Annotated in this window: 25 protein-coding genes; 14 read left to right on the forward strand and 11 right to left on the reverse strand. The window is 69.1% G+C overall.

Annotated features, from left to right (window positions below):
* Positions 1-17 precede the first annotated feature (17 nt).
* The 8 genes from AVKW3434_RS12855 to AVKW3434_RS12890 all read right to left on the reverse strand — a co-directional run bounded on the left by AVKW3434_RS12855 (position 18) and on the right by AVKW3434_RS12890 (position 8046).
* Positions 18-482, reverse strand: a complete 465-nt coding sequence (locus AVKW3434_RS12855) for a copper-binding protein (RefSeq protein ID WP_284406154.1) — start codon at positions 480-482, stop codon at positions 18-20.
* Positions 479-1012 (reverse strand): DUF411 domain-containing protein, encoded by a 534-nt coding sequence (locus tag AVKW3434_RS12860; protein ID WP_284406155.1) that lies wholly within the window; start codon positions 1010-1012, stop codon positions 479-481. Before AVKW3434_RS12860 ends, AVKW3434_RS12855 begins: the two co-directional genes overlap by 4 nt.
* 125 nt (positions 1013-1137) lie before the next feature.
* Positions 1138-2544, reverse strand: coding sequence for a multicopper oxidase domain-containing protein (locus tag AVKW3434_RS12865; protein WP_284406156.1), 1407 nt, complete (start codon positions 2542-2544; stop codon positions 1138-1140).
* Position 2545: 1 nt separating this feature from the next.
* Positions 2546-4003, reverse strand: a complete 1458-nt coding sequence (locus AVKW3434_RS12870; protein ID WP_284406157.1) for a TolC family protein — start codon at positions 4001-4003, stop codon at positions 2546-2548.
* Positions 4000-4368, reverse strand: coding sequence for a hypothetical protein (locus AVKW3434_RS12875; RefSeq protein WP_284406158.1), 369 nt, complete (start codon positions 4366-4368; stop codon positions 4000-4002). Before AVKW3434_RS12875 ends, AVKW3434_RS12870 begins: the two co-directional genes overlap by 4 nt.
* A gap of 94 nt (positions 4369-4462) precedes the next feature.
* Positions 4463-4909: a hypothetical protein gene (locus tag AVKW3434_RS12880; RefSeq protein WP_284406159.1), complete on the reverse strand. Its 447-nt coding sequence runs from the start codon at positions 4907-4909 to the stop codon at positions 4463-4465.
* Between the two features lie 65 nt (positions 4910-4974).
* Positions 4975-5610 carry a YitT family protein gene (locus tag AVKW3434_RS12885; RefSeq protein ID WP_284406160.1) on the reverse strand — a complete coding sequence of 212 codons (636 nt, stop codon included), beginning with the start codon at positions 5608-5610 and terminating at the stop codon, positions 4975-4977.
* 303 nt (positions 5611-5913) lie between these two features.
* Positions 5914-8046, reverse strand: coding sequence for a heavy metal translocating P-type ATPase (locus AVKW3434_RS12890; protein WP_284406161.1), 2133 nt, complete (start codon positions 8044-8046; stop codon positions 5914-5916).
* Between the two features lie 79 nt (positions 8047-8125).
* Between AVKW3434_RS12890 and AVKW3434_RS12895 the strand changes: the two genes are divergently transcribed.
* The 4 genes from AVKW3434_RS12895 (at position 8126) to AVKW3434_RS12910 (ending at position 11352) form a co-directional block, all read left to right on the forward strand.
* Positions 8126-8587, forward strand: coding sequence for a MerR family transcriptional regulator (locus tag AVKW3434_RS12895; protein WP_272568473.1), 462 nt, complete (start codon positions 8126-8128; stop codon positions 8585-8587).
* 120 nt (positions 8588-8707) lie between these two features.
* Entirely contained in the window at positions 8708-9511 is an 804-nt protein-coding gene (locus AVKW3434_RS12900; RefSeq protein WP_284398774.1) for an MlaE family ABC transporter permease, read from the forward strand.
* Between the two features lie 144 nt (positions 9512-9655).
* Positions 9656-10663, forward strand: coding sequence for an MlaD family protein (locus AVKW3434_RS12905; RefSeq protein WP_284406162.1), 1008 nt, complete (start codon positions 9656-9658; stop codon positions 10661-10663).
* A complete protein-coding gene (locus AVKW3434_RS12910; protein WP_284406163.1) occupies positions 10660-11352 on the forward strand; it encodes a hypothetical protein in 693 nt (230 codons plus the stop codon). The genes AVKW3434_RS12905 and AVKW3434_RS12910 overlap by 4 nt, the downstream gene beginning before the upstream one ends.
* A 78-nt stretch (positions 11353-11430) precedes the next feature.
* On the opposite strand, the gene AVKW3434_RS12915 is transcribed toward AVKW3434_RS12910, so the two are convergent.
* The 3 genes from AVKW3434_RS12915 to AVKW3434_RS12925 all read right to left on the reverse strand — a co-directional run bounded on the left by AVKW3434_RS12915 (position 11431) and on the right by AVKW3434_RS12925 (position 14609).
* Positions 11431-11613: a hypothetical protein gene (locus AVKW3434_RS12915; RefSeq protein ID WP_272568478.1), complete on the reverse strand. Its 183-nt coding sequence runs from the start codon at positions 11611-11613 to the stop codon at positions 11431-11433.
* A 170-nt stretch (positions 11614-11783) separates the two neighbouring features.
* Positions 11784-13346 carry an NAD(P)H-hydrate dehydratase gene (locus AVKW3434_RS12920; RefSeq protein ID WP_284406164.1) on the reverse strand — a complete coding sequence of 521 codons (1563 nt, stop codon included), beginning with the start codon at positions 13344-13346 and terminating at the stop codon, positions 11784-11786.
* Positions 13347-13361: 15 nt separating this feature from the next.
* Positions 13362-14609, reverse strand: a complete 1248-nt coding sequence (locus AVKW3434_RS12925; protein ID WP_284406165.1) for an FAD-dependent oxidoreductase — start codon at positions 14607-14609, stop codon at positions 13362-13364.
* Between the two features lie 310 nt (positions 14610-14919).
* Here AVKW3434_RS12925 and rpsB point away from each other — a divergent pair, with 310 nt between their 5' ends.
* The 10 genes from rpsB (at position 14920) to AVKW3434_RS12975 (ending at position 25156) form a co-directional block, all read left to right on the forward strand.
* Positions 14920-15672, forward strand: coding sequence for a 30S ribosomal protein S2 (gene rpsB / locus AVKW3434_RS12930; protein ID WP_272568482.1), 753 nt, complete (start codon positions 14920-14922; stop codon positions 15670-15672).
* A 104-nt stretch (positions 15673-15776) separates the two neighbouring features.
* Positions 15777-16703 (forward strand): translation elongation factor Ts, encoded by a 927-nt coding sequence (gene tsf / locus AVKW3434_RS12935; RefSeq protein WP_284398757.1) that lies wholly within the window; start codon positions 15777-15779, stop codon positions 16701-16703.
* Between the two features lie 56 nt (positions 16704-16759).
* The gene (pyrH, locus tag AVKW3434_RS12940; RefSeq protein ID WP_272568484.1) at positions 16760-17482 is read left to right on the forward strand and encodes a UMP kinase; all 723 of its coding nucleotides are present in this window, start codon (positions 16760-16762) and stop codon (positions 17480-17482) included.
* A gap of 48 nt (positions 17483-17530) precedes the next feature.
* A complete protein-coding gene (gene frr / locus AVKW3434_RS12945; RefSeq protein WP_272568485.1) occupies positions 17531-18091 on the forward strand; it encodes a ribosome recycling factor in 561 nt (186 codons plus the stop codon).
* 32 nt (positions 18092-18123) lie between these two features.
* Complete coding sequence (gene uppS / locus AVKW3434_RS12950; RefSeq protein WP_284406166.1) at positions 18124-18855, forward strand: polyprenyl diphosphate synthase; 732 nt, start codon at positions 18124-18126, stop codon at positions 18853-18855.
* Positions 18856-18867: 12 nt separating this feature from the next.
* The gene (locus tag AVKW3434_RS12955; RefSeq protein ID WP_284398750.1) at positions 18868-19722 is read left to right on the forward strand and encodes a phosphatidate cytidylyltransferase; all 855 of its coding nucleotides are present in this window, start codon (positions 18868-18870) and stop codon (positions 19720-19722) included.
* Complete coding sequence (ispC, locus tag AVKW3434_RS12960) at positions 19719-20897, forward strand: 1-deoxy-D-xylulose-5-phosphate reductoisomerase (protein WP_284406167.1); 1179 nt, start codon at positions 19719-19721, stop codon at positions 20895-20897. The genes AVKW3434_RS12955 and ispC overlap by 4 nt, the downstream gene beginning before the upstream one ends.
* 27 nt (positions 20898-20924) lie before the next feature.
* Positions 20925-22289 carry an RIP metalloprotease RseP gene (gene rseP, locus AVKW3434_RS12965; protein WP_284398743.1) on the forward strand — a complete coding sequence of 455 codons (1365 nt, stop codon included), beginning with the start codon at positions 20925-20927 and terminating at the stop codon, positions 22287-22289.
* 42 nt (positions 22290-22331) lie between these two features.
* Positions 22332-24629, forward strand: a complete 2298-nt coding sequence (gene bamA / locus AVKW3434_RS12970) for an outer membrane protein assembly factor BamA (RefSeq protein WP_284406168.1) — start codon at positions 22332-22334, stop codon at positions 24627-24629.
* Positions 24629-25156, forward strand: coding sequence for an OmpH/Skp family outer membrane protein (locus AVKW3434_RS12975; protein WP_272568495.1), 528 nt, complete (start codon positions 24629-24631; stop codon positions 25154-25156). The genes bamA and AVKW3434_RS12975 overlap by 1 nt, the downstream gene beginning before the upstream one ends.
* The last annotated feature ends 25 nt before the right edge of the window (positions 25157-25181 follow it).

Raw genomic sequence — 25181 nt, forward strand, 5'->3', positions numbered from 1 at the left:
CGCCGCGCCGGCGGCCTTCAGCGGGCCGCCTCGATGCGGGTGATGACGAGCGCGCCGCGCTGGCTCTCGGCATGGAAGCGCACCGGCGTGCCGGGCGCGAGCGGCAGGTCCGGCGCCGGGTCCTGCAGGCGGAACACCATGGTCATGGGCGGCATGGCGAGGTTCTTCAGTTCGCCGTGGCGCAGCGTGAGCCGGGCGGCCGACGGATCCCAGCGTACGACCTCGCCCTGGGACAGTTCGGCGTCCACCGCGGTGGCGGTGTCCGTGGCGGAAGCCGCATCGGACGGGGCGGCTGCCGCGGCGGTGTGACCGGCATGTCCATCGTGCCCACCGTGCCCGGCCTGGCCGTGCGATGACGCTTGCGCGGGGAGCGTGCCCGCCAGGGCAAAGACGGCGATGGAGGCGATGGAGGCGATGAAGGCGATGAAGGCGATGAAAGGGGAAAGGGCGGCACGGCCCGGGGTGGAGGGGCGGCGGGTCATGCGGGCTCCTTGGATGGCGGGTAGTGGCTGAAAACGCGGGTGCTGGCACCGCCGTGCGCCACCAGCAGCACGTCGTAGGCGTCCTTGCGCCCGCCGTAGATCGCGCCGTCCATGCCCGGCGAGCCCACCGGCATGCCGGGCACGGCCAGGCCCAGGGCCTTGGGCTTTTCGCGCAGCAGGCGCTGCACGTCCGAGGCCGGCACATGGCCCTCGATCAGGTAGCCGCCGACGAGTGCCGTGTGGCACGAGCCCAGCTTTTGCGGCAGGCCCAGGCGGCTGCGTACGGCGGCGTTGCCGGTCTCATGCACCGTGGCGCGAAAGCCGTTGGCCTGCATATGGTCCACCCAGTCCTGGCAGCAGCCGCAGCTGGGGTCCTTCCAGACCTCGATGGCGGTGGGTTGCGGGCCGGCCGCGAAGGCCGGCCAGGGCAGGGCGGCGGCAGTGCCCCAGGCGGCGATGCCGTGCAGGGCGCGGCGGCGCGCGGCCAGTGGGGTCCGGGCGGCGCCAGCGGCGGGAGGGGTCAGGGGCATGGCAGGGTCCTTTCGGTGGGTGGGGGTGTCCACCCGGGTTTCAGGTGAAAAACGGCTCCGGTGCATATTCTTCTAGGGCATATTGCTATTGAATTAATAGCGTTGGAGGTTGCCTGCGTGGCCGGTCAATGGGCGTGGCCGGTGCCGCCGGGGCCCGGTTTGCGCACGGTGGCGGCCCCGGCCTGCGGCGCGGTGGAAGCGGCGGGTGCCGCCGGCGCAGGGGGCAGGTCCGCCGCGGCGCCCTGCCATTCCCAGGCCTGGGTGCCGGGCGGCTGCACGTAGTCGCCCGGGTCGCGCCAGTCGCCGGCGGCCAGGTGCTCGCGCACCTTGAGCACGCTGAACATGCCGCCCATCTCCAGCGGGCCGTAGGGGCCGGTGCCGGTCATCATGGGCAGGGTGTTCTCGGGCAGCGGCATCTCCATGGCGCCCATGTCGGCCATGCCGCGCTCGCCCATCACCATGTAGTCGGGCACGATCTTCTGGATCTTGGCCACCAGGCCCCGGTGGTCCACGCCGATCATCGTGGGCACGTCGTGGCCCATGGCGCCCATGGTGTGGTGGCTCTTGTGGCAGTGCACGGCCCAGTCGCCGGGCTCGTCGGCGACGAACTCGATCTGCCGCATCTGGCCCACCGCTATGTCGGTGGTCACCTCGGGCCAGCGCGCGCCGGGGGGCACCGCGCCGCCGTCGGTGCCGGTCACCTCGAACTCGTGGCCGTGGATGTGGATGGGGTGGTTGGTCATGGTGAGGTTGCCCACGCGCACCCGCACCCGCTCGCCGCGCCGCGCCACCAGCGGGTCGATGCCCGGGAACACGCGGCTGTTCCAGGCCCAGATGTTGAAGTCGGTCATCTCGTTCACGCGCGGCGTGCGCGTGCCGGCCTCCACGGCGAAGGCGTTGAGCAGGAAGGCGTAGTCGCGGTCGGCCGTGGCGATGAGCGGGTGGCGCCCGCGCGCATCCAGTCGCGGGTGGGTGATCCACAGGCCCATCAGGCCCATGGCCATCTGCGTCATTTCGTCGGCATGCGGGTGGTACATGAAGGTGCCCGGGCGCCGCGCGGTGAACTCGTACACGAAGGTCTTGCCCGCGGGAATCGCCGGCTGGTTCAGGCCCGAGACGCCATCCATGCCGTTGGGCAGGCGCTGGCCGTGCCAGTGGACGCTGGTGTGCTCGGGCAGGCGGTTGGTGACGAAGATGCGCACACGGTCGCCCTCGACCACCTCGATCGTGGGCCCGGGGCTCTGCCCGTTGTAGCCCCACAGGTTGGCCACGAAGCCGGGTGCGAACTCGCGCACCACGGGCTCGGCGACCAGGTGGAATTCCTTCACGCCGGCGTTCATGCGCCAGGGCAGGCTCCAGCCGTTCAGGGTGACCACGGGGCGGAACGGGCGCCCGGTAGGCGGCGCGGGCGGCACGGCGGTGTCGGCCGATCCGTGCTGGGGGATTTCGGGCAGCGCGGCCAGGGCGGCGCGGCCCACGGAGGCGGCGGCCACGGCGGTGGCGGCGCCGGAGAAGAAGTGGCGGCGTTTCATGTCAGTGGCCTTGGGATTCGGGGTTGACGGCGCGGCCGGCGGCGGCACCGGGCAGGGCGGCGGATGCGACGGCGCTGGACGCACCGCCCGAGGTGCCGGCCAGGGCCCGTTGCAGATCGGCCTCGGCGAGCCAGAAATCGCGCTGCGCCTGCAGCGCATCGGCCACGGCCTGGCTGCTGGCCCGCGCCTCGGCGAGCATCTGCCAGACGCTGGCGAGCATGCCGTTGTAGCGCAGGGTGGTTTCCTCGCTGATGACGCGGCGCAGCGGCACGACCGCGTCGCGCTGCTGGCGCGCCAGGTCGTAGGCGGTGCGGTAGCCCAGCCAGGCGGTGCGCGCCTCGCTGCGGGCGCGCAGGGCCACGTCCTGCAGCTGCGCCGCGCTCTGCAGCGTGCGGCCCCGGGCCTGGGAGCGTGCGGCGCCGCCCCAGTCGAACAGGGGCACGGCCAGTTCCAACTCCCAGCCGCGCTTGACGTCGGCATGGCCGGTGTCCTGCTCGGTCGTGGTGTTGCGGGTGTAGGCCAGGCCGATCCCGCCGGCCCAGGGGGCCACGCCGGCAAAGCCTTCGGTGTCGGCCACGCGGTCCAGCTCCAGCCGCGCGGCGCGCACGTCCAGCCGTTCGCGCAGGGCCCGGGCCTCGATGCCTTCGCTGGCCTCGGGCTCTGCCGGCAGGTCGGGCAGCCGGTCGGGCAGCGTGTAGTGCGCGTCCGGTCCCCACAAGCCCATCAGCCGCGACAGCTGCTCGCGCTCGGTGGCGGCGTCCAGCCGCGCGCGGGCCAGCTGGGCGGCGCTGTCGGCCCACAGCGCCTGTTCGCGGGCCTGCTGCAGGCGGCTCCAGTTGCCGACGCGGGCCATGCGGCGCGCCAGTTCGGCACCCGCGTCGGCCGCCTCGTGCATGCGCTCCTGGGTGGCCGCCACCTGCTCGGCCGCCACGGCGCGCAGCCAGGCGCGCCGCGTGTCGAAGGCCAGGCGCACCACGTCCTGCGCGGCGTCCAGCGTGGCCTGCTCCATCTGCTGGCCCTGCCAGCGCGTGCGCCAGGGCAGGGTGACGAGATCGATCAGGCCCAGGCCCAGCGTGCGCTCGGTCTCGCGCTCGTGCCCGCTGCGAAAGCGCCCCAGCGTGAGCGTGGGGTTGGGCAGGGTCAGGGCCTGCACGCGCTGCGCATCGGCCACGCCCAGGGCCGCCAGCCGCGCCTGCAGGCCCGGGTTGCGCAGCAGGGCGATGCGCACGGCGTCGTCGGCGGCGAGCGGCCCGGCCAGCCACTGCGCGATGGCCGCGTCGGCCTGCGCGCGCGCCGCGGGGTCGGCAGAGGGCAGCGCGGGCGCGGCCACGCCGGCGCTGCGGCCATCGGCCAGCGCCTGCACCTGGCTGCGCAGGCCGTCGGGCGACACGCTGGCGCAGCCGGCCAGCAGCAAGGCGGCGGCCAGCGCGCCCCAGGCGGCGGTGCGGGGCGCGGTCATGGCGTCCCCCGCGCGGGCGTGGGGTCGGACGGCGGGTGGTGGTGCGCACCGTGGCCTGCTGCCGGCGCTGCCGATGCTCCCGAGGGCGCGGCCTGGCGGGCTTCCCACGCCACGATGTCGGCATGGCCGCGCGGCGTGGCCGCCACGGCGGCCTGCGCATCGCGCCAGGCCACCGTGCCGGTTTCGACGGGCGGCGCGGCGGCGGTGAATACGCTGCGGTGGACCAGCGCACCGGCAGGTGCCAGCGGGTCGGCTACCGGCCCGGGGGCCTGGGCCAGGGCCGGCCATGGCGGCAAGAGCGCGGCGGCGGCCAGGGCACCGCGCAGGAGCGAAGAACGAACGGAAAGGGACGAGGGGGCGCGCACGGCGATCTCCTGAGCAAGGGCGAAACCAGCGGCCGCCGATCCGCGCGCCGCCGGTGGCGGGTGCGGATCGCGGACGCACTTCGGGCGTCGGGGCTCAGGAAATGGGTGGCTTGATGGCCTGCGCGGTCAGGGCGCTGGCAAAGCGGCGCTCTGCCAGGGGCAGGGGCGCGCGGGGCAGCGCGGTGCGCGCGGGGGCCGCCAGCGGGGGCGTCAACATGGCCGAGTGGCAGATGCCGCAGGCCGAGCAACCGCCGTCATGGGCGTGGTGGCTGGTGGGGGGGGATGCATCACCGGCGCCGCCATGGGGCGCCTGCGCGGCCTCGGCCGACGGGGCGCTGGCCTCTCCATGGCAGGGCGGCAGCGCCGCGGCATCGGAGGGCGCCGCGGTGTGCAGGGTGTGCGCCGGGGGCGTGCCGGATCGCGGTTCGGCCGCTGCATGGGCCGCGTGCGCCGCCGTGTCCACCGCGGGCAGCATGCCGGCCGCCATGGCATTGCCCGCCAGACCCCGAAGGGCCATGAGCACGATGAGAAAGAGGAACATGCCGCGGCGCATAGGCGGGAATGATAGCCCCGCGCTGCGGGAGTTCCGGGCGGAGCCTGCGCCGGCTACATGGCCATGTAGCGGCCCGGGCGGTGGTTCATCGCCACGACCAGGTTGAGCGCCACGGCGCCCGCGATGGACCAGAGCACGCGCATGGGGTCCACCGTGAACAGCGCCAGCAGCACAATGCAGCAGTCCACCGCCATCTGGACCTTGCCCGCGCGCCAGCCGTAGCGGTCCTGCAGGTACAGCGCCAGGATGCCCATGCCGCCCAGGCTGCACCGGTGGCGGAACAGCACGAGAAAGCCTGTGCCCGTGATGAGCCCGCCCGCCACCGCGGCATAGAGCGGCTGCAGCGCGACGAATTCCATCAGACCCGGCTGGGCCTCGGTCAGCGCCGACAGCAGCACGACGGCCACGAAGGTCTTCAGGGTGAAGCTGCGCCCCATCTTGCGCCAGGCCAGCCAGTAGAACGGCAGGTTGAGCAGGAAGAAGAGCTTGCCGAAGCCCATGTCGGTCGCGTAGTGCAAAAGAAAGGCCAGCCCCGCCGTGCCGCCCGTGAGCAGGCCGGCGCTGCCGAAAAAGCCCACACCCACCGAAATGAGCAGCACGCCCGTGAACAGGGCGGCGGTGTCTTCGGTGGCGGTGTGGGGAACCATGGTGGGCGGGGATGTCGGGGTGGGCGGGGCGGGGGGGCTCATGCGGGAAGAGGGGGCGGCGTGGCCGGGGAACGGGGCCTCTTGAAGGGCTCGCGGTCTGGCGCCGGTGAAGAAGGTGGGCGGATTCTAGGAGGTGTCGAACCCATGATTACCTCACGCTGCGCCTGCGCCCGCACGCGAATGTGCGAAGCGCGACCTTCAAAGAGCGAAATCCGGGCCGGCCGTGCCGCCAGCGCGCCGTCCGCCCGGGAAGGCCGCGGACCAGCCCCTCTCCGGGGCCGGCAGGCTGCGCCACGGAAATTCAGCGAAAAAGGGCCTGTGCCGGGGTTTCGATTGTGCCGGGTGCTATTTTTTTGATAGCGATTCGCTGCGCAGCATGCGCAGGCCGTTCGCCACCACCAGCAGGCTGGCACCCATGTCCGCGAACACCGCCATCCACATGGTGGCGTGCCCGGCCAGCGCCAGGCCGAAGAACACCGCCTTGATGCCCAGTGCCAGCACGATGTTCTGCATCAGCACGGCATGCGTGCGGCGCGACAGGCGCACGGTCTCGGCCACGCGGCGCAGGTCGTCGTTCATGATGACCACGTCGGCCGTCTCCATCGCCACGTCGGTGCCGGCGCCACCCATGGCGAAGCCGATGTCGGCCTTGGCCAGGGCGGGCGCGTCGTTGATCCCGTCACCCGCCATGGCCGTCATGCCGTGCTTTTGCTGCAGCGCGGCGATGGCCGACAGTTTCTGCTCGGGCAGCAGGCCCGCCTGCACCTCGTCGATGCCGGCCTCGCGCGCGGCCGCCTGGGCCGCTGCGGCGTGGTCGCCGGTGAGCATCACGGGCACGATGCCCAGCGCGCGCAGGTCCGCCACGGCCTGTGCCGACTGCGGGCGCAGCGTGTCGGCCACGGCGAACAGCGCCCGCACGGCCTGGCCGTCGGCCAGCAGCGTGACGCTGCGCCCCTGGGCCTCGTGCGCGGCGGCGGCGGCCTCCACGGCGTCGGTCCACAGGCCTTTTTCCTGGGCCAGCCGGCGGTTGCCCAGCAGCCAGGTGGCGCCGGCGATGCGCGCCTGCACGCCGCGCCCGGGCAGGGCCGTGAAATCCTCCACCTCGGGAAGGCCGGCGGGGGTGCCCAGCCCGGCCGCGATGGCCTTCGAGACGGGGTGGTCCGAGCGCCCGGCAAGTGCCGCCGCCACATCCTGGGCGCCATCGCTGCCGAAGGACTCGCGGCCCACCAGCACGGGGCGCCCGGCGGTCACGGTGCCGGTCTTGTCGAAGGCCACGGCGCGCACGCCGCGGGCCAGCTCCAGCCAGTTGCCACCCTTGATGAGAATGCCGCGCCGGGCGCCGGCTGCCAGGCCGCTCACCACGGTGACGGGCGTGGCCAGCACCAGCGCGCAGGGGCAGGCGATCACCAGCAGCACCAGCGCGCGGTAGATCGCATCCAGCCAGGTCCAGCCGAACAGCAACGGGGCGCCGATGGCCACGGCGACGGCCATGGCGAACACCGCCGGTGTGTACACGGCGGCGAAGCGGTCCACGAAGCGCTGGGTGGGCGCCCGGGCGCTCTGGGCCTGCTCCACGGCGCGGATGATGCGGTCCAGCGTGGTCTGGCCGGCCGCGGCCGTCACGCGGAATTCCAGTTCCGACTGGGCATTGAGCGTGCCGGCATATACCGGATCGCCCGGCGCCTTGTCCACGGCCAGGCTCTCGCCCGTCACGCTGGATTCGTCGACTGCGCTGCGGCCGGTGGTCACCACGCCGTCCAGCGGCACGCGGCCCCCGGGGCGGATGCGCACGGTGCTGTCCACGGCTACGTCGGCGGCGGGCACCGTGCGCCACTGGCCGTCCGGGCCGCGCACGTCGGCCTGGTCGGGGCTGAGCGCCAGCAGGGCGCCGATGGCGTCGCGGGCGCGGCCCACGGCGCGGTCCTCGATGCGCTCGGCCAGGGCGTACAGCGCCATCACCATGGCGGCTTCGGGCCACTGGCCGATCAGGAACGCGCCGGTCACGGCCACCGCCATCAGCGCGCTGATGCCCAACTGGCCCCGCATCAGCGAGCGCAGGCCGCTGCGGTAGATGCCCAGCCCCGCCAGCAGGATGGCCGCCGCGGCGACGCCCATGCCCGCCACGCGCCACGGCGTGGTGTCCGGCCCCAGCAGGTGCAGCAGTTCGGCGCCGGTGGCCGCCACCAGCGCGGCGGCGAGGCGGCCCCAGCCGGGCAGGGCGCCGTGGTCGTGCCCGTCGTGGTCGCCTTCGGAGGCATGGCCGTGGTCGCCGTGCGCTTCGCCCGTAGGGGCGGCTGCCGCCTTCGTGCCGGCCTGGGGCGCGGTGCTAGAGCACCCGCCACCGCAGCAGGACACGTCGATGCGGGGGGCGGTGGCCGGCCGAGCGGAGGCTGGGGCCGGGGCAGGGACATGGTCATGCCCCGCGTGATCATGGCCGTCGTGGCCGGCATGGGAAAGGTCGTGGCTGTGTTTTGTCATGGTTTTCCTGGTGTGTCGGGGCGCGCGCGATGCCGCCGTGCCATGATTGAAAACCTTGAAGCCGCTCGAAGGTCAAGCCATGTCTGCCCAAAGCCCCTGCCACCGTATCGGAGATGCCGCCCGCCTGTCGGGCGTGCCGGCCGCCAACATCCGCTATTACGAGAAGGAAGGCCTGCTGCCCCAGCAGGCCCGCGCCGATAACCGCTACCGCCTGTACAGCGCGGACGAGGTGCACCGCCTGCGCTTCATCCGGCTGTGCCGGGCCATGGACATGTCGCTGGACGAGGTGCGCACCCTGCTGGCGCTGGACCACAGCGGCGCAGCGGCCGACCACGCGGCCTGCGACACCCTGGACGAGCATCTGCAGCACGTGCGCACCCGGCTGCAGGAGCTGCGCACCCTGGAGGAAGAACTGCTGTCGCTGCGCGGCCGCTGCGACGGCACCGATGCCGGCCGCTGCCGCGTGATCGAGGCGCTGCACGCCCGCGCCGATGCCGAAACCGTGCCGCCGCCCGCGCCGATGGCCAAACGGCACGTGTGACGCCAGCCCCTGTCACCACCCGCATTGCAATGAAATTGATAGCGGAACGCCCTAGTGGAATATGCGCTGGAGGCCAATTTTGTTACGCATCGCCGGCGGCCCGTCCACTATGATGCCCGCATGATCGCCGGCCTGCCATCCCCCTCGCTGATCGACCGCATCTGGCGCGCCGCGCGGGGCTGGGCGGTGGCCTGGTGGCGCATCGTGCACCTCGGGTCGGTGGCGCTGGTGCTCATGCTCTCGCCGTCCAGCTACGGGCGCGCCACGCGCTGGCGGCTCGCGCGGCACATGTACCAGGACACGGCGCCCATCCTGCTGGGGTTCACGGTGCTGGCGGCGCTGGTCAGCCTGGTCATCACCCGCATCGTCGTCGTCACGGCGCTGAGCTACGGCCTGTCGCGCTACGCGCTGGAGATGGTCATCCGCGTGCTGGTGCTGGAGCTGATCCCGCTCACCGCCGCGCTCTTCGTCGCCATGCGCACCACCATCCCCAACGGCACCCAGCTCGCCCTCATGCGCCAGGCCGGCCGCCTGGACAGCCTGCGCCGGCACGGCGCCGACCCGATCCGCGTGGAGTTGCTGCCCCGGGTGGTGGCCGGCATCTACGCCAGCATCACGCTCGCGGCGCTGTCGTGCGTGGTCGCGCTCGCCATGGCCTATTTCGGGGTGTATGGGCTCAACACCGCGGGGCTGCCGAGCTACACGCGCATGTTCGGCCAGGTGTTCACGCCGGCCGTCACGCTGGTGTTCGTGCTGAAAACCCTGTTCTTCAGCCTGGCCGTGGCCCTCATTCCCATGGCAGCGGGGCTCTACGAAAACGGCGACGGCCGGGGCCGCCACGGCTCCGAACTGGGTGGGCTCGCGCGCATGTTCGCCGTGCTGCTGCTGATCGAAGTCGCGTCCCTGCTGGGCAATTACTACTAACTCGTTGCGTGACCCATATGACGAACGACACTGGCCATGGCCCGCGCTGCGCGCCGTGGCCTCACCGAGGAAACGCTTTCATGTCCGACCCAGACACCTTCCCCGCCGGCGCTTTCGGACCTCGGGCCCACGGCGGTGCGCGCCATGGCTGAGCGGCCCCCTTCCCACGAGGCGGACGATGCCGCTAGCGAGGCGCTGCTCGAAGCCCAGCGCCCGGTGGCGAACCTGGAGCGCAAGGCCGCGGCGCTGCTCTTGTTCACGCTGGCGCTCATCGTGGGCTCGGCGTTCTACCTGCTGTATGCGCGGGGCGTCTTCGAGCCCACGCAGCGCCTGGTGCTTACGGCCGACGACTCCGAGGGCGTGGTGGTCGGCATGGACATGACGTTTTCGGGCTTCCCGATCGGCCGCGTGCGCGGCATCGAGCTGTCGCCCGACGGCAACGTGCGCATCCTGATCGACGTGCCGCGCAAGGACGCGCACTGGCTGCGCGAGTCCAGCGTGTTCACGCTGGTGCGCGGCATCGTGGGCGGCACCACCATCAAGGCCTACAGCGGCATCCTCACCGACCCGCTGCTGGCCGACGGCGCCGAGCGCCCGGTGCTGCGCGGCGATGCCACGGCCGAGATCCCGCAGCTCATGGCCTCGGCGCGCGAACTGCTGTCCAACCTGCAGGCCATGACGGCCCAGGACGCCGCGCTGGGCGGCACGCTATCCAACGTGCGCACGCTGACCGAGCGGCTGAACGCGCCGGGCGGCGCGCTCAACGTGCTCATGGGCAGCGAGGCGGATGCCAAAAAGATCACTGCCACGCTGGACCGCACCAACCAGCTGCTGGCGCGCATCGACGGCATGGCCGCCAAGGCCGACCGGCAGGTGTTCGGGGCGGCGGGCGATCCGGGGCTCGTGCCCGAGGTGCGGGCCACGGTGGTGCAGCTCAACGGCCTGCTGGCCGACACGCGCCAGAGCCTGAAAAAGGTCGATGCCGTGCTGGCCGAAGCCCAGGCCATCGGCGCCAACGCGCGCGAAGCCACCACCGATCTGGGCACCTTGCGGGCCGAAGTGGAGAGCAACCTGCGCAAGGTGGAGGGCCTGGTCAACGACATCCAGCGCAAATGGCCGTTTGCGCGCGACACGGAACTCAAGCTGCCATGAAACCCCTGCTGTCTTCCCCGCTGCGCACATCGTTGCTGCGTGCCGCCGCGCTGCTCCCCTGCCTGGCACTGTGGGCGTGCTCGGCCAAGCCGCCCACGCCGGAATGGCAGATGAATGCCCACGGCGCGGCCCGCAAGGCCACCGAGGCATACCTGTCGGGCGAGCCCCGCATCGCGCAGCTGGAGTGGGATCGGGCCCGGGCGGAAGTCGCCCGCACGGGGCGGCCCGACCTGCTGGCACGCGTGGAACTCATGCGCTGCGCCGCCCAGGTCGCCAGCCTGGTGGTGGAACCGTGCACGGCCTTCGAGGCCCTGCGTGCTGACGCAGCGCCGCAGGACCAGGCCTATGCCGATTACCTGGCCGGCACCATCGACAGCACCGCCGCTGCCCGCCTGCCCGAGCCGCAGCGCAGCGCCTGGGCGGCCGGCCCGGCTGCGCAAGCCGGCCTGGACGATCCGCTGTCGCGCCTGGTGGCCGCGGGGGTGTGGGTGAAAACCGGCCGGGAGACGCCGCAGGTGGTCGACTCCGCCGTGGAGGCCGCCTCTGCGCAGGGGTGGCGACGGCCGTTGCTGGCTTGGCTGGCCCTGGCGGCGCAGCGTGCCGATCAAAGGGGCGATGGGCCCGCCGCTGCCGCCGCCCACAGGCGGTTGTCGGTGCTGGAGCAGGGGCTCAGCGCTGAAAAGCGTTGATGCAGAAACTCAAGGGGGAGAGGGTGGCGCGGAGGTTCAGGGGACGGCCCCGGCCCGCGCCGTGCCGGGACGTCGGACTCAGTTGAGGAACGATTCCGCGGGAAGAATCTGCTCGAGGTTGCCCGGCAGATTCACCAGCGAGTCGGCGGCCTGCACCGCCTCGTCCGGCACCAGCGTCATGGCGGTGGCAGCCACCGCGAGAAGCACTGTCACCGTAAAGGCTGCGAAAGCGCGGGTTCCGGAATGGATTTTGCGTTTCATGACAGATGTCCTTCAAGAGGGGTGGGGGCCTGCACGGCGGGTAGAGTGAACGCATTAAACCGCTTGCGTTCTGGCCCGGTCTGTCAGACAAGGCCTTTTGGAAGGCTGTTGCGACGACAGTTACGGTTGGTTGCGATCCGTTGACGCAAATCAACCGTTTTGGGCTGGGTTCAGCCGGGCGTCAGCCGCCGGGCGAGCGCCAAAGCCGTCAAGGCGGTGCCGTCAGGCCATTGGTCCGCCACCTCGCCGTGCATCCAGCAGGCTGCCATGGCCGCATCGAAGGCGGCGTTCGGCACGTCGGACGCCGCGGCCAGCCGCGCACCCACCAGTCCCGCCAGCACATCCCCCGTGCCGCCCGTCGCCAAGCGTGCGTTGCCGGTCGGATTGATGCGGGGCGTTTGCCCCGGGGCCGCGATCACGCTGCCCGAGCCCTTGAGCACCACGGCGCAGCCGAATTGCTCCGCCAGCCGGGAGGCCGCGGCCAGCCGGTCGGCCTGCACGCCTGGCGTGTCCACCGCCAGGAGCCGGGCCGCTTCCAGCGGGTGGGGTGTCAGCACGGTGTGCCGGCCCGGCTGCGCCGCGCGATCGCGCAGCGCCTTCGCCAAGGACGGGTCGCCGGCCACGGCATTGAGCGCATCCGCATCCAGCACCAGGCGGTGCGCCTCGGCCAGGACCTTCGGCAGCACCGCCCGGATGGCCTCGCCCCCGCCGCACCCGCAGACCACGGTGCCTTGCTCCAGATGCAGCGCGTCGAAGCGACGGAACATGCATTCCGGCTGCATGGGGTCGAGGGACAGGTCGCCCCCGTCCAGCAGGGCCACCATCACCCGCCCGGCGCCCGCGTGCAGTGCCGCCGATGCCGCCAACAGCGCTGCGCCCGCCATGCCCATGCCCCGGGCCCGCAGCCCTTCTCCGCCCACCACCGCCACATCGCCATAGCTGCCTTTGTGGCTGGCATGGGCGCGGTGGGCGGGCGGTGGCGCTGCCGCCAGCCAGGCGCAGGGCGCCACGTCCTTCGCGCCACAGCCCAGGTCGTCGAACCAGACCTGTCCGGCCACGTCGCGCCCGTTCCCGGTGAACAGCCCGGGCTTCAAGGTGAGCAGGGCCAGGGTGTGCCGCGCAGATACCGCGGCGCCCGGCGGCGTCAGTCCGGCCGCGAACTGGCCCGTGTCGCCCGACAGGCCGGAGGGCGTATCGACGCACAGCACCGGCGCCGGTGTGGCATACAGTTGGGCCAGCAGGTGCTGCATGCGCGGGTCGGCCGCACGGGGCTTGCCGCTGCCCGCCAGGCCGATGCCCAGCAGCGCGTCCACGCACACGTCATCGGGCCCCATGTCGGGCGGCGGGCCATCGGAGAAAACGACACCTGCGGCCGCAGCGCGCCGATAGGACGCGAGCGCATCGGGTGGCACCGTGTCCGGCCGGCCCAGCCAGGTCACCGTGGCGATGCACCCCGCCCGGTGCAGGTGAAACGCCGCTTCCAGGCCGTCGCCGCCGTTGTTGCCCGCGCCGCAGACCACCCATGCGTTGCGTGCGTGCGGGGCGATGGCCTGCGCCAGCCGGGCCACCGCCCAACCGGCCCGCTGCATCAGGGTGTGCGGGGGGTACTGCGCTGCCAGGGCCTGTTCGATCCGGCGCGTGGCCAGCGTGTCGAACAGAGGATGGGGCCGATCGGCCGTGATCCGGCGAAGGGCGGGCTTCGGCGCTGTTGCTGCAGGCGGCTCGGAGCGCATGGCGTCGGGTCCGGCTCAGAAGCGGCGCAGCGCGAAATGCTGCAGATCCACCTCGGGCGCGCGTTGGGCCATCAGGTCGGCCAAGGCCCGCGCGCTGCCACTGGCGAACGCATAGCCACAGCCGCCATGGCCGGCGTTGACCCACACCCCCGGCAGGCCGCTCGGACCCACGATCGGGGCACCGTCCGGCAGGGTGGGGCGGGCACCGCGCCACACCTGCACCTGGCCCGACGAAACCTGCACCCCGCCGGGAAACCAGCCGGAGATGGCTTGGTAGAGCGTTTGCAGCGTGGGCGCATGGTGCGCGCCATCGCCCCGGCCGAGTTCTGTGCCACCCGCGATGCGCACGCGTTGGCCCTGGCGCGTGATCGTCACCCGATGGAGCGGGTCCACGACCGATCCTTGCGGGGCATGGGAGTCTTCGCGCACCGGGGCGCTGATCGAGTAGCCGTGGAGCGCGGCCATCGGCAGTTCGGCACCCAAGGGGCGCAACAGCGCCGCCGCTGCCACGCCGGCGCAGACGACGACGGCATCGAACCGGCGCGGCAGCGTCTCGCCGGCGATGCGCAGACCCGCAGGCGCCGCATCCAGCCCGGTGACCTGGGCATTGAAATGGAATTGCGCCCCGCGCTCCTGCGCGGCATAGCGCAGCATCTGGGCGAAGAGGCGGCAGTTGCCGGACTCGCCATCGGGAATGTGCAGAGCGCCGATCAGGGGGGTGTCGGGCGACAGGCCCGGCTCGATCTGGCGGGCGGTCTCGGCATCCACGTCGTGGATGGCCATGCCCGCCTCCCGCAGCAGTTGCAGGGCCGGCTGCACGTGCGCCAGGTCTTCGACCGTACGCAGCAGGACCAGCGCGCCGCGGCCGGTTTCCGCGTCCACCTGCAGCTGCTCCGACACCCACCGCATGCGCGCCTGGCTGTAGCGGCCCAGTTGCTCCAGCGCGGAAAGGGCCATCGGAAGGGCCGGCGAACGACCGGCCTTGCGCCACCGCCAGAGCCATCGCAGCTCGGATGCCGTCACCCCCTTAGCGAGCCGCACCGCCGCATGGCGTCCCCAGAGCCGGTTGCTTTGCGGGCCGCCGATGCCGGGGGCCGCCAGGGGAATGAGGAGGGCGGGCGAGGACAGGCCGGCATTGGCGAAGCTCGATTCCTCGGCCGCGGCGCTGCGTTGTTCGAAAACCGAAACCTCGTGGCCGTCGCACGTCAGTTCGTAAGCAGTGGTGACGCCGACGATCCCGGCGCCCACGATGGCGATGTGCATTTGGTTTCTGAGCTCTTTCAGGCACCGGCGCTAATGGACACTGCGCTGGCTGCTACTGTTTTTGTGTTTTCCAAGGGCCTGTTTCCAGGCGGGCCCTGCCGGCGCCGGCCGCGCCGATGGCGCAAGGGTCCGTTTGGGCTCGGTCAATCTGCCATGCTAGAATCTTTGGGTTTTGCTGGTGGCTGCGCAGTGCGTGGCCGACAACTTGGCAAGACAAATCGCAAACCAGCCCTTTCAAGGTGCTGCCTTCTTCTTGCAAGCCGGCAGTTATTGGGGCTGGATTTTAGACCCAACCTTCGGAGAAATTCTCATGTCCGTCACCATGCGCGAAATGCTGGAAGCCGGTGTCCACTTCGGTCACCAAACCCGTTTCTGGAACCCCAAGATGGCCCCGTACATCTTCGGCCATCGCAACAAGATCCACATCATCAACCTGGAAAAGTCGCTCCCGCTCTTCCAGGACGCCCAAAAGTTCGCCAAGCAGCTCACCGCCAACCGCGGCACCATCCTGATGGTCGGCACGAAGCGCCAGGCCCGCGAAATCCTTGCCACCGAAGCGCAGCGCGCCGGTGTGCCCTATGTCGACCAGCGCTGGCTGGGCGGCATGCTGACCAACTTCAAGACGGTCAAGACCTCCATCAAGCGCCTGAAGGACATGAAGGCCCAGCAAGAAGGCGGCCTCGACGCCATGAGCAAGAAGGAACAGCTCACCTTCACCCGCGAAATGGAAAAGCTGGAAAAGGACATCGGCGGCATCCAGGAAATGAATGCACTGCCCGATGCCATCTTCATCATCGACGTGGGCTTTCACAAGATCGCCGTGGCTGAAGCCAAGAAGCTGGGCATTCCGCTGATCGGCGTGGTGGACTCCAACCACTCCCCCGAAGGCATCGACTACGTGATCCCCGGCAACGACGACTCGGCCAAGGCCGTGGCCCTGTATGCCCGCGGTATCGCCGACGCGATCATCGAAGGCCGTGCCAATGCCGTGAACGACGTGGTCAAGGCCGTGGCTGCCGAAGGCTCTGACGAATTCGTGGAAGTGGAAGAAACCGCTGCCTGATTCCCGGCCGCGCGACCTGTCGCGAATGAAAGCGGGGCTCCTGGTTAGCCCCCTTTTTTTTAGCCCGAATGCTGTAACGAACTGAACTGAGACTGGAGAAAAAGATGGCTGCAATTACCGCAAGCATGGTCGCCGAACTGCGCGCAAAGACCGATGCCCCCATGATGGAATGCAAGAAGGCCCTGACGGAAGCCGAAGGCGACCTGGCCAAGGCGGAAGAGCTCCTGCGCGTGAAGCTGGGAACCAAGGCCGGCAAGGCCGCCGCCCGCATCACCGCGGAAGGCGTGGTCGCCAGCTACATCGACGGCACGACCGGCGGGCTGATCGAAGTGAACAGCGAAACCGACTTCGTGAGCAAGAACGACAGCTTCCTCGCGCTGGCCAAGGCCGCTGCCGAACTGGTGGCCAAGCACAATCCCGCCAACGTGGAAGCGCTGGGTGCCTTGCCTTACAGCCAGGATGGCTTCGGCCCCACCCTGGAAGAAGTGCGCAAGGGCCTGATCGGCAAGATCGGCGAGAACATGTCGTTCCGCCGCTTCAAGCACTTCTCCGGCAACAAGCTGGCCTCCTACCTGCACGGCACCCGCATCGGCGTGGTGGTCGAGTTCGAAGGCGACGAAACCGCTGCCAAGGACGTGGCCATGCACATCGCTGCCATGAAGCCCGTCGCGCTGACCAGCGCCGACGTGCCTGCCGACCTGATCGAGAAGGAACGCTCGGTCGCCGCTGCCAAGGCCGCGGAAGACAAGGCCAAGGCGGAAGCCGAGGGCAAGGCCGTCCAGTCCGACGAAATCGTTAGCAAGCGCATCGAAGGCGGCGTGCAGAAGTACCTCAAGGAAGTGTCCCTGTTCGACCAGGTCTTCGTGAAGGCCGCCGACGGCAAGCAGTCCGTGGGCCAGATGCTCAAGGGCGCCAACACCACGGTCAAGGCGTTCACGCTGTACGTGGTCGGCGAAGGCATCGAAAAGAAGGTGGACGACTTCGCTGCCGAAGTGGCCGCCCAGGTGGCAGCCGCCAAGTCTGCCGCTTGATCGCAGACCCGATCGCCACCTCACCCGCCATTCCATTGCCCCACGGAGAAGTCCCCATGTCCATCGCTGCACCAGCCCACAAGCGCATTTTGCTCAAGTTGTCTGGCGAGGCGCTCATGGGGGACGATGCCTTCGGCATCAACCGTGCCACCATCGTCCGGATGGTGGAGGAGATCGCTGAGGTCACCCGCATGGGTGTGCAGGTGGCCGTGGTGATCGGTGGTGGAAACATCTTTCGCGGCGTGGCCGGCGGCTCGGTCGGCATGGACCGCGCCACCGCCGATTACATGGGCATGCTGGCCACGGTCATGAACGCGCTGGCATTGGCCGACGCCATGGACAAGCAGGGACTGACGGCCCGCGTGATGTCGGCGATCGCCATCGAGCAGGTCGTCGAGCCCTACGTGCGCCCCAAGGCCCTGCAATATCTGGAAGAGGGTAAGGTGGTGGTGTTCGCCGCCGGTACCGGCAATCCCTTCTTCACCACCGACACCGCGGCAGCGCTGCGGGGTGCCGAAATCGGCGCCGAGGTGGTTTTGAAGGCGACCAAGGTGGACGGTGTGTACACCGCCGATCCCAAGAAGGACCCGACGGCGACCCGCTACACCAAGCTCACGTTCGACGAGGCCATGTCGCGCAATCTGGGGATTCTGGATGCGACGGCGTTTGCCCTGTGCCGTGACCAGAAGTTGCCGATCCGCGTGTTTTCCATCATCAAGCACGGCGCGCTCAAGCGCGTGGTCATGGGTGAGGACGAAGGCACGCTGGTGTACGCTTGAGCGTTGGGCGCGCCCCGGCGCGCCCGGCTTCATGCTGAGGAGAAAAACATGACCATTGCCGATATCAAGAAGAATGCAGAAACCAAGATGGACCAGTCCATCGTGGCGTTCAAGAACAATCTGTCCAAGATCCGCACCGGCCGCGCCAATCCAGCGCTGCTCGATTCCGTGCAGGTCGAGTACTACGGCTCGTTCGTGCCGTTGTCGCAAGTGGCGAACGTGGCCCTGATCGACTCGCGCACCATCAGCGTCCAGCCCTGGGAAAAAGGCATGGGCGCCAAGATCGAGAAAGCCATCCGCGAAAGCGATCTGGGCTTGAACCCGGCCTCCATGGGCGACCTGATCCGCGTGCCCATGCCTCCCATGAGCGAAGAGCGCCGCAAGGAAATGACCAAGCTCGCGCGCAACGAAGGCGAGAGCGCCAAGATCGCCGTGCGCAATCTGCGCCGTGACGCCAACGAAGCCGTCAAGAAGCTGGTCAAGGACAAGCTGGCCTCCGAAGACGATCAGAAGCGTTCGGAAACCGAGATCCAGAAAGTCACCGACAAGCACATCGCCGAAGTCGATGCGCTGGTGTCCGGCAAGGAACAGGAAATCATGGCGGTCTGATCCCCGGTTCCGGAAATCGATCGTTGCCCTGCATGCCCGCCTCTTCGGCCATTCCGCACCACGTTGCCATCGTCATGGACGGCAATGGCCGCTGGGCCACGCGCCGTTTCCTGCCGCGGCTGGCAGGGCACAAGCAGGGCGTGGAGTCTCTCAAACGCTGCGCGCAGGCCTGCGTGGAGCGGGGCGTGGCCGTGCTGACGGTGTTTGCTTTCTCTTCGGAAAACTGGAACCGGCCTGCCGATGAAGTGTCGGGCCTCATGGACTTGCTGGCCAAGGCGCTGTCCCGGGAAGTCCCCCAGTTGCAAAAGGACGGAGTGCGCCTGCATTTCGTCGGTGAGAAGGCTGGGTTGTCCGAGAAGGTGCGGGCGGGCCTGCGCCAGGCCGAACTGGACACCGCGCACAATACCCGCCTGGTCCTGAACGTCTGCTTCAACTACGGCGGCCGTTGGGACATCGCGCAGGCCGCTGCGGCCGTCGCGGCGCGGGGCGAGCCCATCACCGAGGCCAGCCTGCATGCGGCCATGGGCCTGGCGCACGTGCCGGATCCGGACCTGGTGATCCGCACGGGTGGCGAAATGCGCATCAGCAATTTCCTGCTGTGGCAGTCGGCCTATTCCGAGTTCTACTTCAGTGACCGGCTCTGGCCGGACTTCGACGGCAAGGCCCTGGATGAGGCCATTGCCGCCTTCAATGCCCGAGAGCGCCGTTTCGGCAAGACATCCGAGCAAATACTGGCGTCGTCACCTGCCTCGCTGCAGGTCTGAAAGGGCTTTCCCATGCTTCGACAGCGCGTCATCACTGCCATCGTCCTGTTGGCCATTTTGCTGCCGGCGCTTTTTTACCCGTCTCCGTGGCCCTTTGCCACGGTCATCCTGGTCTTGATGGCTGCGGGTGCCTGGGAGTGGGGTCGGCTTCAAGGGCTGGGCTCTGGCGCGGCCGTGGGGGTGGGGGCCGCTTGCGTCGCGCTTTGCGCGGCGAGCTGGTCACTGGGCTGGTTGCAGCAACCGCTGGCCTGGCTGTGGACCCTGGGTGGCGCCGCATGGGTGCTTGTCGGTGCGTGGATGCTGCGCGCGGGTGTCCAGGGCTGGCCCCAGGTTCCCAAGGCCGTGCGGCTGGTCGGCGGCGTGTTCGTGCTGTGGCTGGCGTGGCTGGCCGCGGTGCAGGCGCGCATGGCGGGCATCAATTTTCTGATGTCGATCCTGGTTCTGGTCTGGGTGGCCGACATCTTTGCGTACTTCGCAGGCCGGGCCTTCGGCCTGCGCTTCACCAAGAACAAACTGGCCCCCTCGATCAGCCCCGGCAAGAGCTGGGAAGGCGTGTGGGGCGGCATGGCCGGTGTGGTGGTTCTGGCGGTGGGCTGGGTGGTCGCCGACGCGTCCGCCAGTGCATCGGTCGCGAGTTTCTATACCCACCTGTTCGCGCGCGGCTGGTGGCTGCTGTTGCTGGGTGCCGTGTTCATGGCGGCCATGAGCGTGGTGGGCGACCTGACCGAGTCCCTCGTCAAGCGCAGCATCGGCGCCAAGGACAGCAGCGGTTTGCTTCCGGGCCACGGCGGCGTGCTCGATCGCGTGGATGCGCTGCTGCCCACCTTGCCGCTGGCCATGATGTTGACTCACTTCGCTTCCGCATGAAACAACGCATCACGGTCCTGGGATCCACGGGGTCCATCGGTACCAACACCCTGGATGTGGTGGCACGCCATCCCGAGCGCTACGAGGTGTTTGCCCTGAGCGCTGCCACGCAGGTCGACGCCCTGCTGGCGCAGTGTGTCCGTTTCCAGCCCCGCTTCGCCGTGATGGCCAGCGCGCCGCATGCGCGGCTGCTCGAGGAGCGGCTCGCGGCGCATGGCCTGGCAACGCGGGTCTTGCAGGACCCGGACGCGCTGGACACCATTGCCTCCCACGAAGAGGTGGACGTGGTGATGGCGGCCATCGTCGGCGCTGCGGGCCTGGGGCCCTGCCTTGCGGCGGCCCGGGCCGGCAAGCGCCTGCTGCTCGCCAACAAGGAAGCGCTGGTGGTGGGCGGCGAGGTCTTCATGTCCGCCGTCCGGGAGGGCGGGGCCACGCTGCTGCCGATCGACAGCGAGCATTCGGCCATCTTCCAGTGCCTGCCGGAAGACCCGCAGACCTGGGCCCGCCGCGTGGACCACATTCTGCTGACCGCATCCGGCGGGCCGTTTCGCAACCGGGCGCCGGCCACGCTGCGCGATGTCACGCCGGAGCAGGCCTGCGCCCATCCCAATTTCTCGATGGGGCGAAAGATCTCGGTCGATTCGGCCACCATGATGAACAAGGCCCTGGAGGTCATCGAGGCGCGCTGGCTCTTCGATCTGGCGCCGGAGCAGATCAAGGTGGTGATCCATCCGCAGCAGATCATCCATTCCATGGTCCAGTTCGTGGATGCGTCGGTGCTGGCGCAACTGGGAACGCCGGACATGCGCGTTCCGATCGCCTGCGGGCTGGCCTGGCCGGAGCGCATCGAGAGCGGAACGCCGCGGCTGGATTTTTCCACGCTGTCCGCGCTCACCTTCGAGGAAGCCGATGCCACCCGCTTCCCGGGGCTGCACCTGTCCTGGCAGGCGCTGCGCGCGCAAAGCGGCACCACGGCGGTGCTCAATGCCGCCAACGAGGTGGCTGTGGCCTCGTTCCTGGAGCGCCGCATCCGTTTCGATCAGATTCATCGGCTGAACCTTGCAACTCTGGAGGCGGTGACGCCCTCCAACCCCGAATCGCTCGGGGCCCTGCTGGCGCTGGATGCCGAAGCACGGTCCGTCGCTCTGCGCAGTGCGCAGCGGCTGGCCGCCTGAGCGATCGCCTCCGGGCAGAAAGACACCATGTTGCTGACCGTCATTGCCTTCATCGTCGCGCTGGGCGTGCTCATCGCCGTCCATGAATACGGCCACTACCGCGTAGCGGTCGCCTGCGGCGTGAAGGTGCTTCGTTTTTCGGTGGGTTTCGGCAAACCCCTGCTGCGCTGGCAGCCCAAGGGATCGCCCACGGAGTTCGTCATCGGCGCGTTTCCCCTGGGCGGGTACGTGCGCATGCTGGACGAGCGCGAGGCCCCCGTCGATGCCCATGAGCGCCACCTGTCGTTCAATGCCAAGCCGTTGCGATCCCGCGCTGCGATTGTGGCAGCGGGTCCGGCGGCCAATCTGCTGCTCGCCGTGCTGCTGTACGCGGCAGTGAACTGGATGGGCGTGGAGGAGCCGAAGGCGGTTCTCGCTAGCCCCGTGCCCGGGTCCGTGGCCCAGAAAGCCGGCCTGCAAGGCGGCGAGCTCGTGCTGGAAGCGGCCCTCGGCAACGAAGAATCCGAGCCGGTGCGATCCTTCGAGGACCTGCGCTGGCTCCTGACCCGCGGCGCGCTCGACGGCACCGACGTCCGCCTGCAGGTGCAGCCGTCGCCCGGTGCGCCGCAGCGCCAGATGGTGCTGGAACTCGCGCAATTTGACGCGCGGGAGGCGGATGCGCAGCTCTTTCGCAAGATCGGCATCGTGGGTCCGTGGACGCGGCCCGTGCTCGGCGAGGTGGTCCAGGGGGGGGCGGCGCAACGCGCGGGATTGCGGCAAGGGGACCTGGTCGTCAGGCTCGGTGCGACCAATGTGGTGGATGGCCAGCAGCTGCGGGAGCTCATCCGTGCATCGGTCAGTGGCGGGGTGGCCGTATCCCAGCCGTGGCGCATCGAACGCGGCGGCCAGACCTTGACGCTGGATGTACTGCCGGATTTGCACAGCGAGCCTTCGGGCCCGGTCGGCCGCGTGGGGGCCTTCGTGGGCGCCCAGCCGGAGTTCGTGACCGTGCGGCACGGGCCGCTTGAAGGACTGTGGAATGGGGTGGTCCGCACCTGGGAGGTGTCGGCACTGACCCTGCGCATGATGGGGCGCATGGTGATCGGCGAGGCCTCGCTCAAGAACCTCAGCGGCCCGCTCACCATCGCCGATTACGCGGGTCGTTCGGCCAGCATGGGGCTGACCCAGTACCTGGTGTTTCTGGCCCTCATCAGCGTGAGCCTGGGCGTGCTGAACCTGCTTCCGCTACCGGTTTTGGACGGTGGACACCTGATGTATTATCTTTGGGAAGGCGTGACCGGCAAGGGCGTGTCCGACGCCTGGATGGAGCGATTGCAGCGCGGCGGCGTGGCGGTGCTCCTCCTGATGATGTCCATCGCCCTGTTCAACGATATCACCCGGCTTTTTGGCTAACCTTTTTGCCGCGCGCGTTCACCGTGCGGTACCAGTTCACTCATGAAAAAACAATTCAATCGCTTGGGCGTGCGCAAGGCATGTGCCGTGGCCGCCATGGTTTTTGCTGCCAATGCGGCATGGGCCCTGGAGCCGTTCAAGGTGCAGGATATCCGGGTGGAGGGTTTGCAGCGCGTCGAGCCGGGCACGATCTTCGCGTCGATGCCGCTGCGGGTGGGTGACGACTACAACGACGAGAAGGGCGCTGCGGCGATCCGTGCGCTGTTCGCACTGGGCTTGTTCAAGGATGTGCGCCTGGAGGCCAGCGGCAACGTGCTCGTGGTGGTCGTGGAAGAGCGTCCGACCATCGCCGACGTGGACTTCGCCGGTGCCCGCGAATTCGACAAGGACACGCTCAAGAAAGCCATGCGCGATGTGGGCCTGACCGAAGGCCGGCCTTTCGACAAGGCCCTGGCCGACCGCGCGGAGCAGGAGCTCAAGCGCCAGTACATCAACAAGAGCCTGTACGGCGCCGAGGTCGTGACCACGGTCACTCCCATCGAGCGCAACCGCGTCAACCTCACCTTCACCGTGACCGAAGGCGAGCCCGCGCGCATCAAGGAAATCCACCTGGTGGGCAACAAGGCCTTCAGCGAATCGACGCTGAAGGGGCTGTTTGACCAGGACACGGGCGGCTGGCTCAGCTGGTACACCAAGTCGGACCGCTATTCCCGCACCAAGCTGAACGCCGACCTGGAAACCCTGCGTTCCTACTATCTGGCACGCGGCTACCTCGAGTTCCGCATCGACTCCACGCAAGTGGCGATCTCCCCGGACAAGCAGGACATCACGATCACCGTCAACGTGACCGAAGGCCAGCGCTACGTGGTCTCTGGTGTGAAGATCGAAGGCAATTACCTGGACCGCGAAGACGAGTTCAAGTCGCTGATCACCATCCAGCCCGGCGAGCCCTACAACGCCGACAAGGTGGCTGAAACCACCAAGGCATTCACCGACTACTTCGGCAATTTCGGCTTCGCGTTCGCGCGCGTCGAAGCGGTGCCCGAAGTGGACCGCGAGAACAACCGCGTGGCCCTGGTCCTGCGCGCCGAGCCGGCCCGCCGTGCCTATGTGCGCCGCATCAACGTGAGCGGCAACAACCGCACGCGCGACGAAGTGATCCGCCGCGAGTTCCGCCAGTACGAAGCCTCCTGGTACGACGGCGACAAGATCAAGCTGTCCCGCGACCGGGTGGACCGCCTGGGCTTCTTCACCGAAGTCAATGTGGAAACGCAGGAAGTGCCGGGCTCCGCCGACCAGGTGGACCTGGTGGTGAACGTGGCCGAAAAGCCCACCGGTTCGCTGCAGTTGGGCGCGGGCTTCTCGAGTGCGGAAAAGGTCTCGCTGTCGTTCAGCATCAAGCAGGAGAACGTGTTCGGTTCAGGCAACTACCTCGGGGTGGACGTCAACACCAGCAAGTACCGCCGCACGCTGGTGTTCAGCACCACCAACCCGTACTTCACGCGGGACGGCATCTCGCGAACGCTTGATCTGTACTACCGCACCGACAAGCCGTACGAGGACCAGGGCGGCAACTACGAGTTGATCACCGCCGGTACCAGCGTGCGCTTCGGCATCCCCTTCAGCGAAACCGATACCGTGTTCTTCGGGGGCGGCCTCGAGCAGACGCGGATCAAGCTGGGCACCAACATTCCCGCCGCGTACCTGTCGTATGCCACGACCTACGGCTCCAGCAGCACCGCGATTCCGCTCACGATCGGCTGGTCGCGCGATGACCGCGACAGCGCCTTGGCGCCCAATTCGGGCCGCTACCAGCGCCTGAACACCGAATGGTCGGTGGCCGGCGATGCGCGCTATGTCCGCGGCAATTACCAGTTCCAGCAGTATGTGCCGCTGAACAAGAAGTTCACCATGGCCTTCAACAGCGAGTTCGGCTGGGGCAAGGGCATGAACGGTCGGCCGTTCCCGGTGTTCAAGAACTACTACTCGGGCGGTCTGGGCTCTGTGCGCGGCTTTGACCAGGGCACGCTGGGTCCTCGCGACGTGACGGGGGCGTCGCTGGGCGGACCGAAGAAGGTCACGCTCAATGCCGAGTTGATCGCACCGTTCCCAGGTGCGGGCAACGACCGCACGCTGCGCGTGTTCACTTTCGTGGATGCGGGCAACGTGTACGGCGAAGATGAAAAGGTCACCCTCAGCGACATGCGTGTCTCTGCCGGCCTGGGCCTGAGCTGGATTTCTCCGCTCGGTCCGCTTCGCCTCGCTTTTGCGCAACCGGTGCGCAAGTTCGCCGGCGATAGAATCCAGAAACTGCAATTCCAGATCGGAACGTCTTTCTAATGAAATCTCTCTCCCGCCATATTCCCCTCGTTCTCTTGCTGGGCACGCTCGGTGCAGCCGTGCCTGCACAGGCGCAGGAGTTCAAGGCCGGCTTCGTCAACACCGACCGCATCTTCCGCGAGGCCAGCACTGCCAAGGCAGCCCAGGCCAAGCTGGAGCAGGAGTTCTCCCGTCGTGAGAAGGATCTCGTGGAGCAGGGCAACAGCCTGAAGTCCGCCACCGAGAAGTTCGAGCGCGAAGCGCCCACGATGGCCGAGAGCCAGCGCACGGCCCGCCAGCGCCAGCTGGTCGACCAGGACCGCGACTTCCAGCGCAAGCGCCGCGAGTTCCAGGAAGACCTGGGCGCCCGCAAGAACGAAGAGCTGGGCCAGGTGCTGGAACGCGCCAACAAGGTCGTCAAGCAAGTCGCCGAGGCCGAGAAGTACGACGTGATCCTTCAGGAAGCCGTCTACATCAACCCCAAGCACGACATCACCGACAAAGTGATCAAGGCACTGAATGCCGCTGCTGCCACGCCCGCCAAGTGATGGCCGTCGGCTGACGGGGCGCGCG

Source organism: Acidovorax sp. SUPP3434 (assembly GCF_030159015.1).
Classification (GTDB): Bacteria; Pseudomonadota; Gammaproteobacteria; order Burkholderiales; family Burkholderiaceae_C; genus Paracidovorax.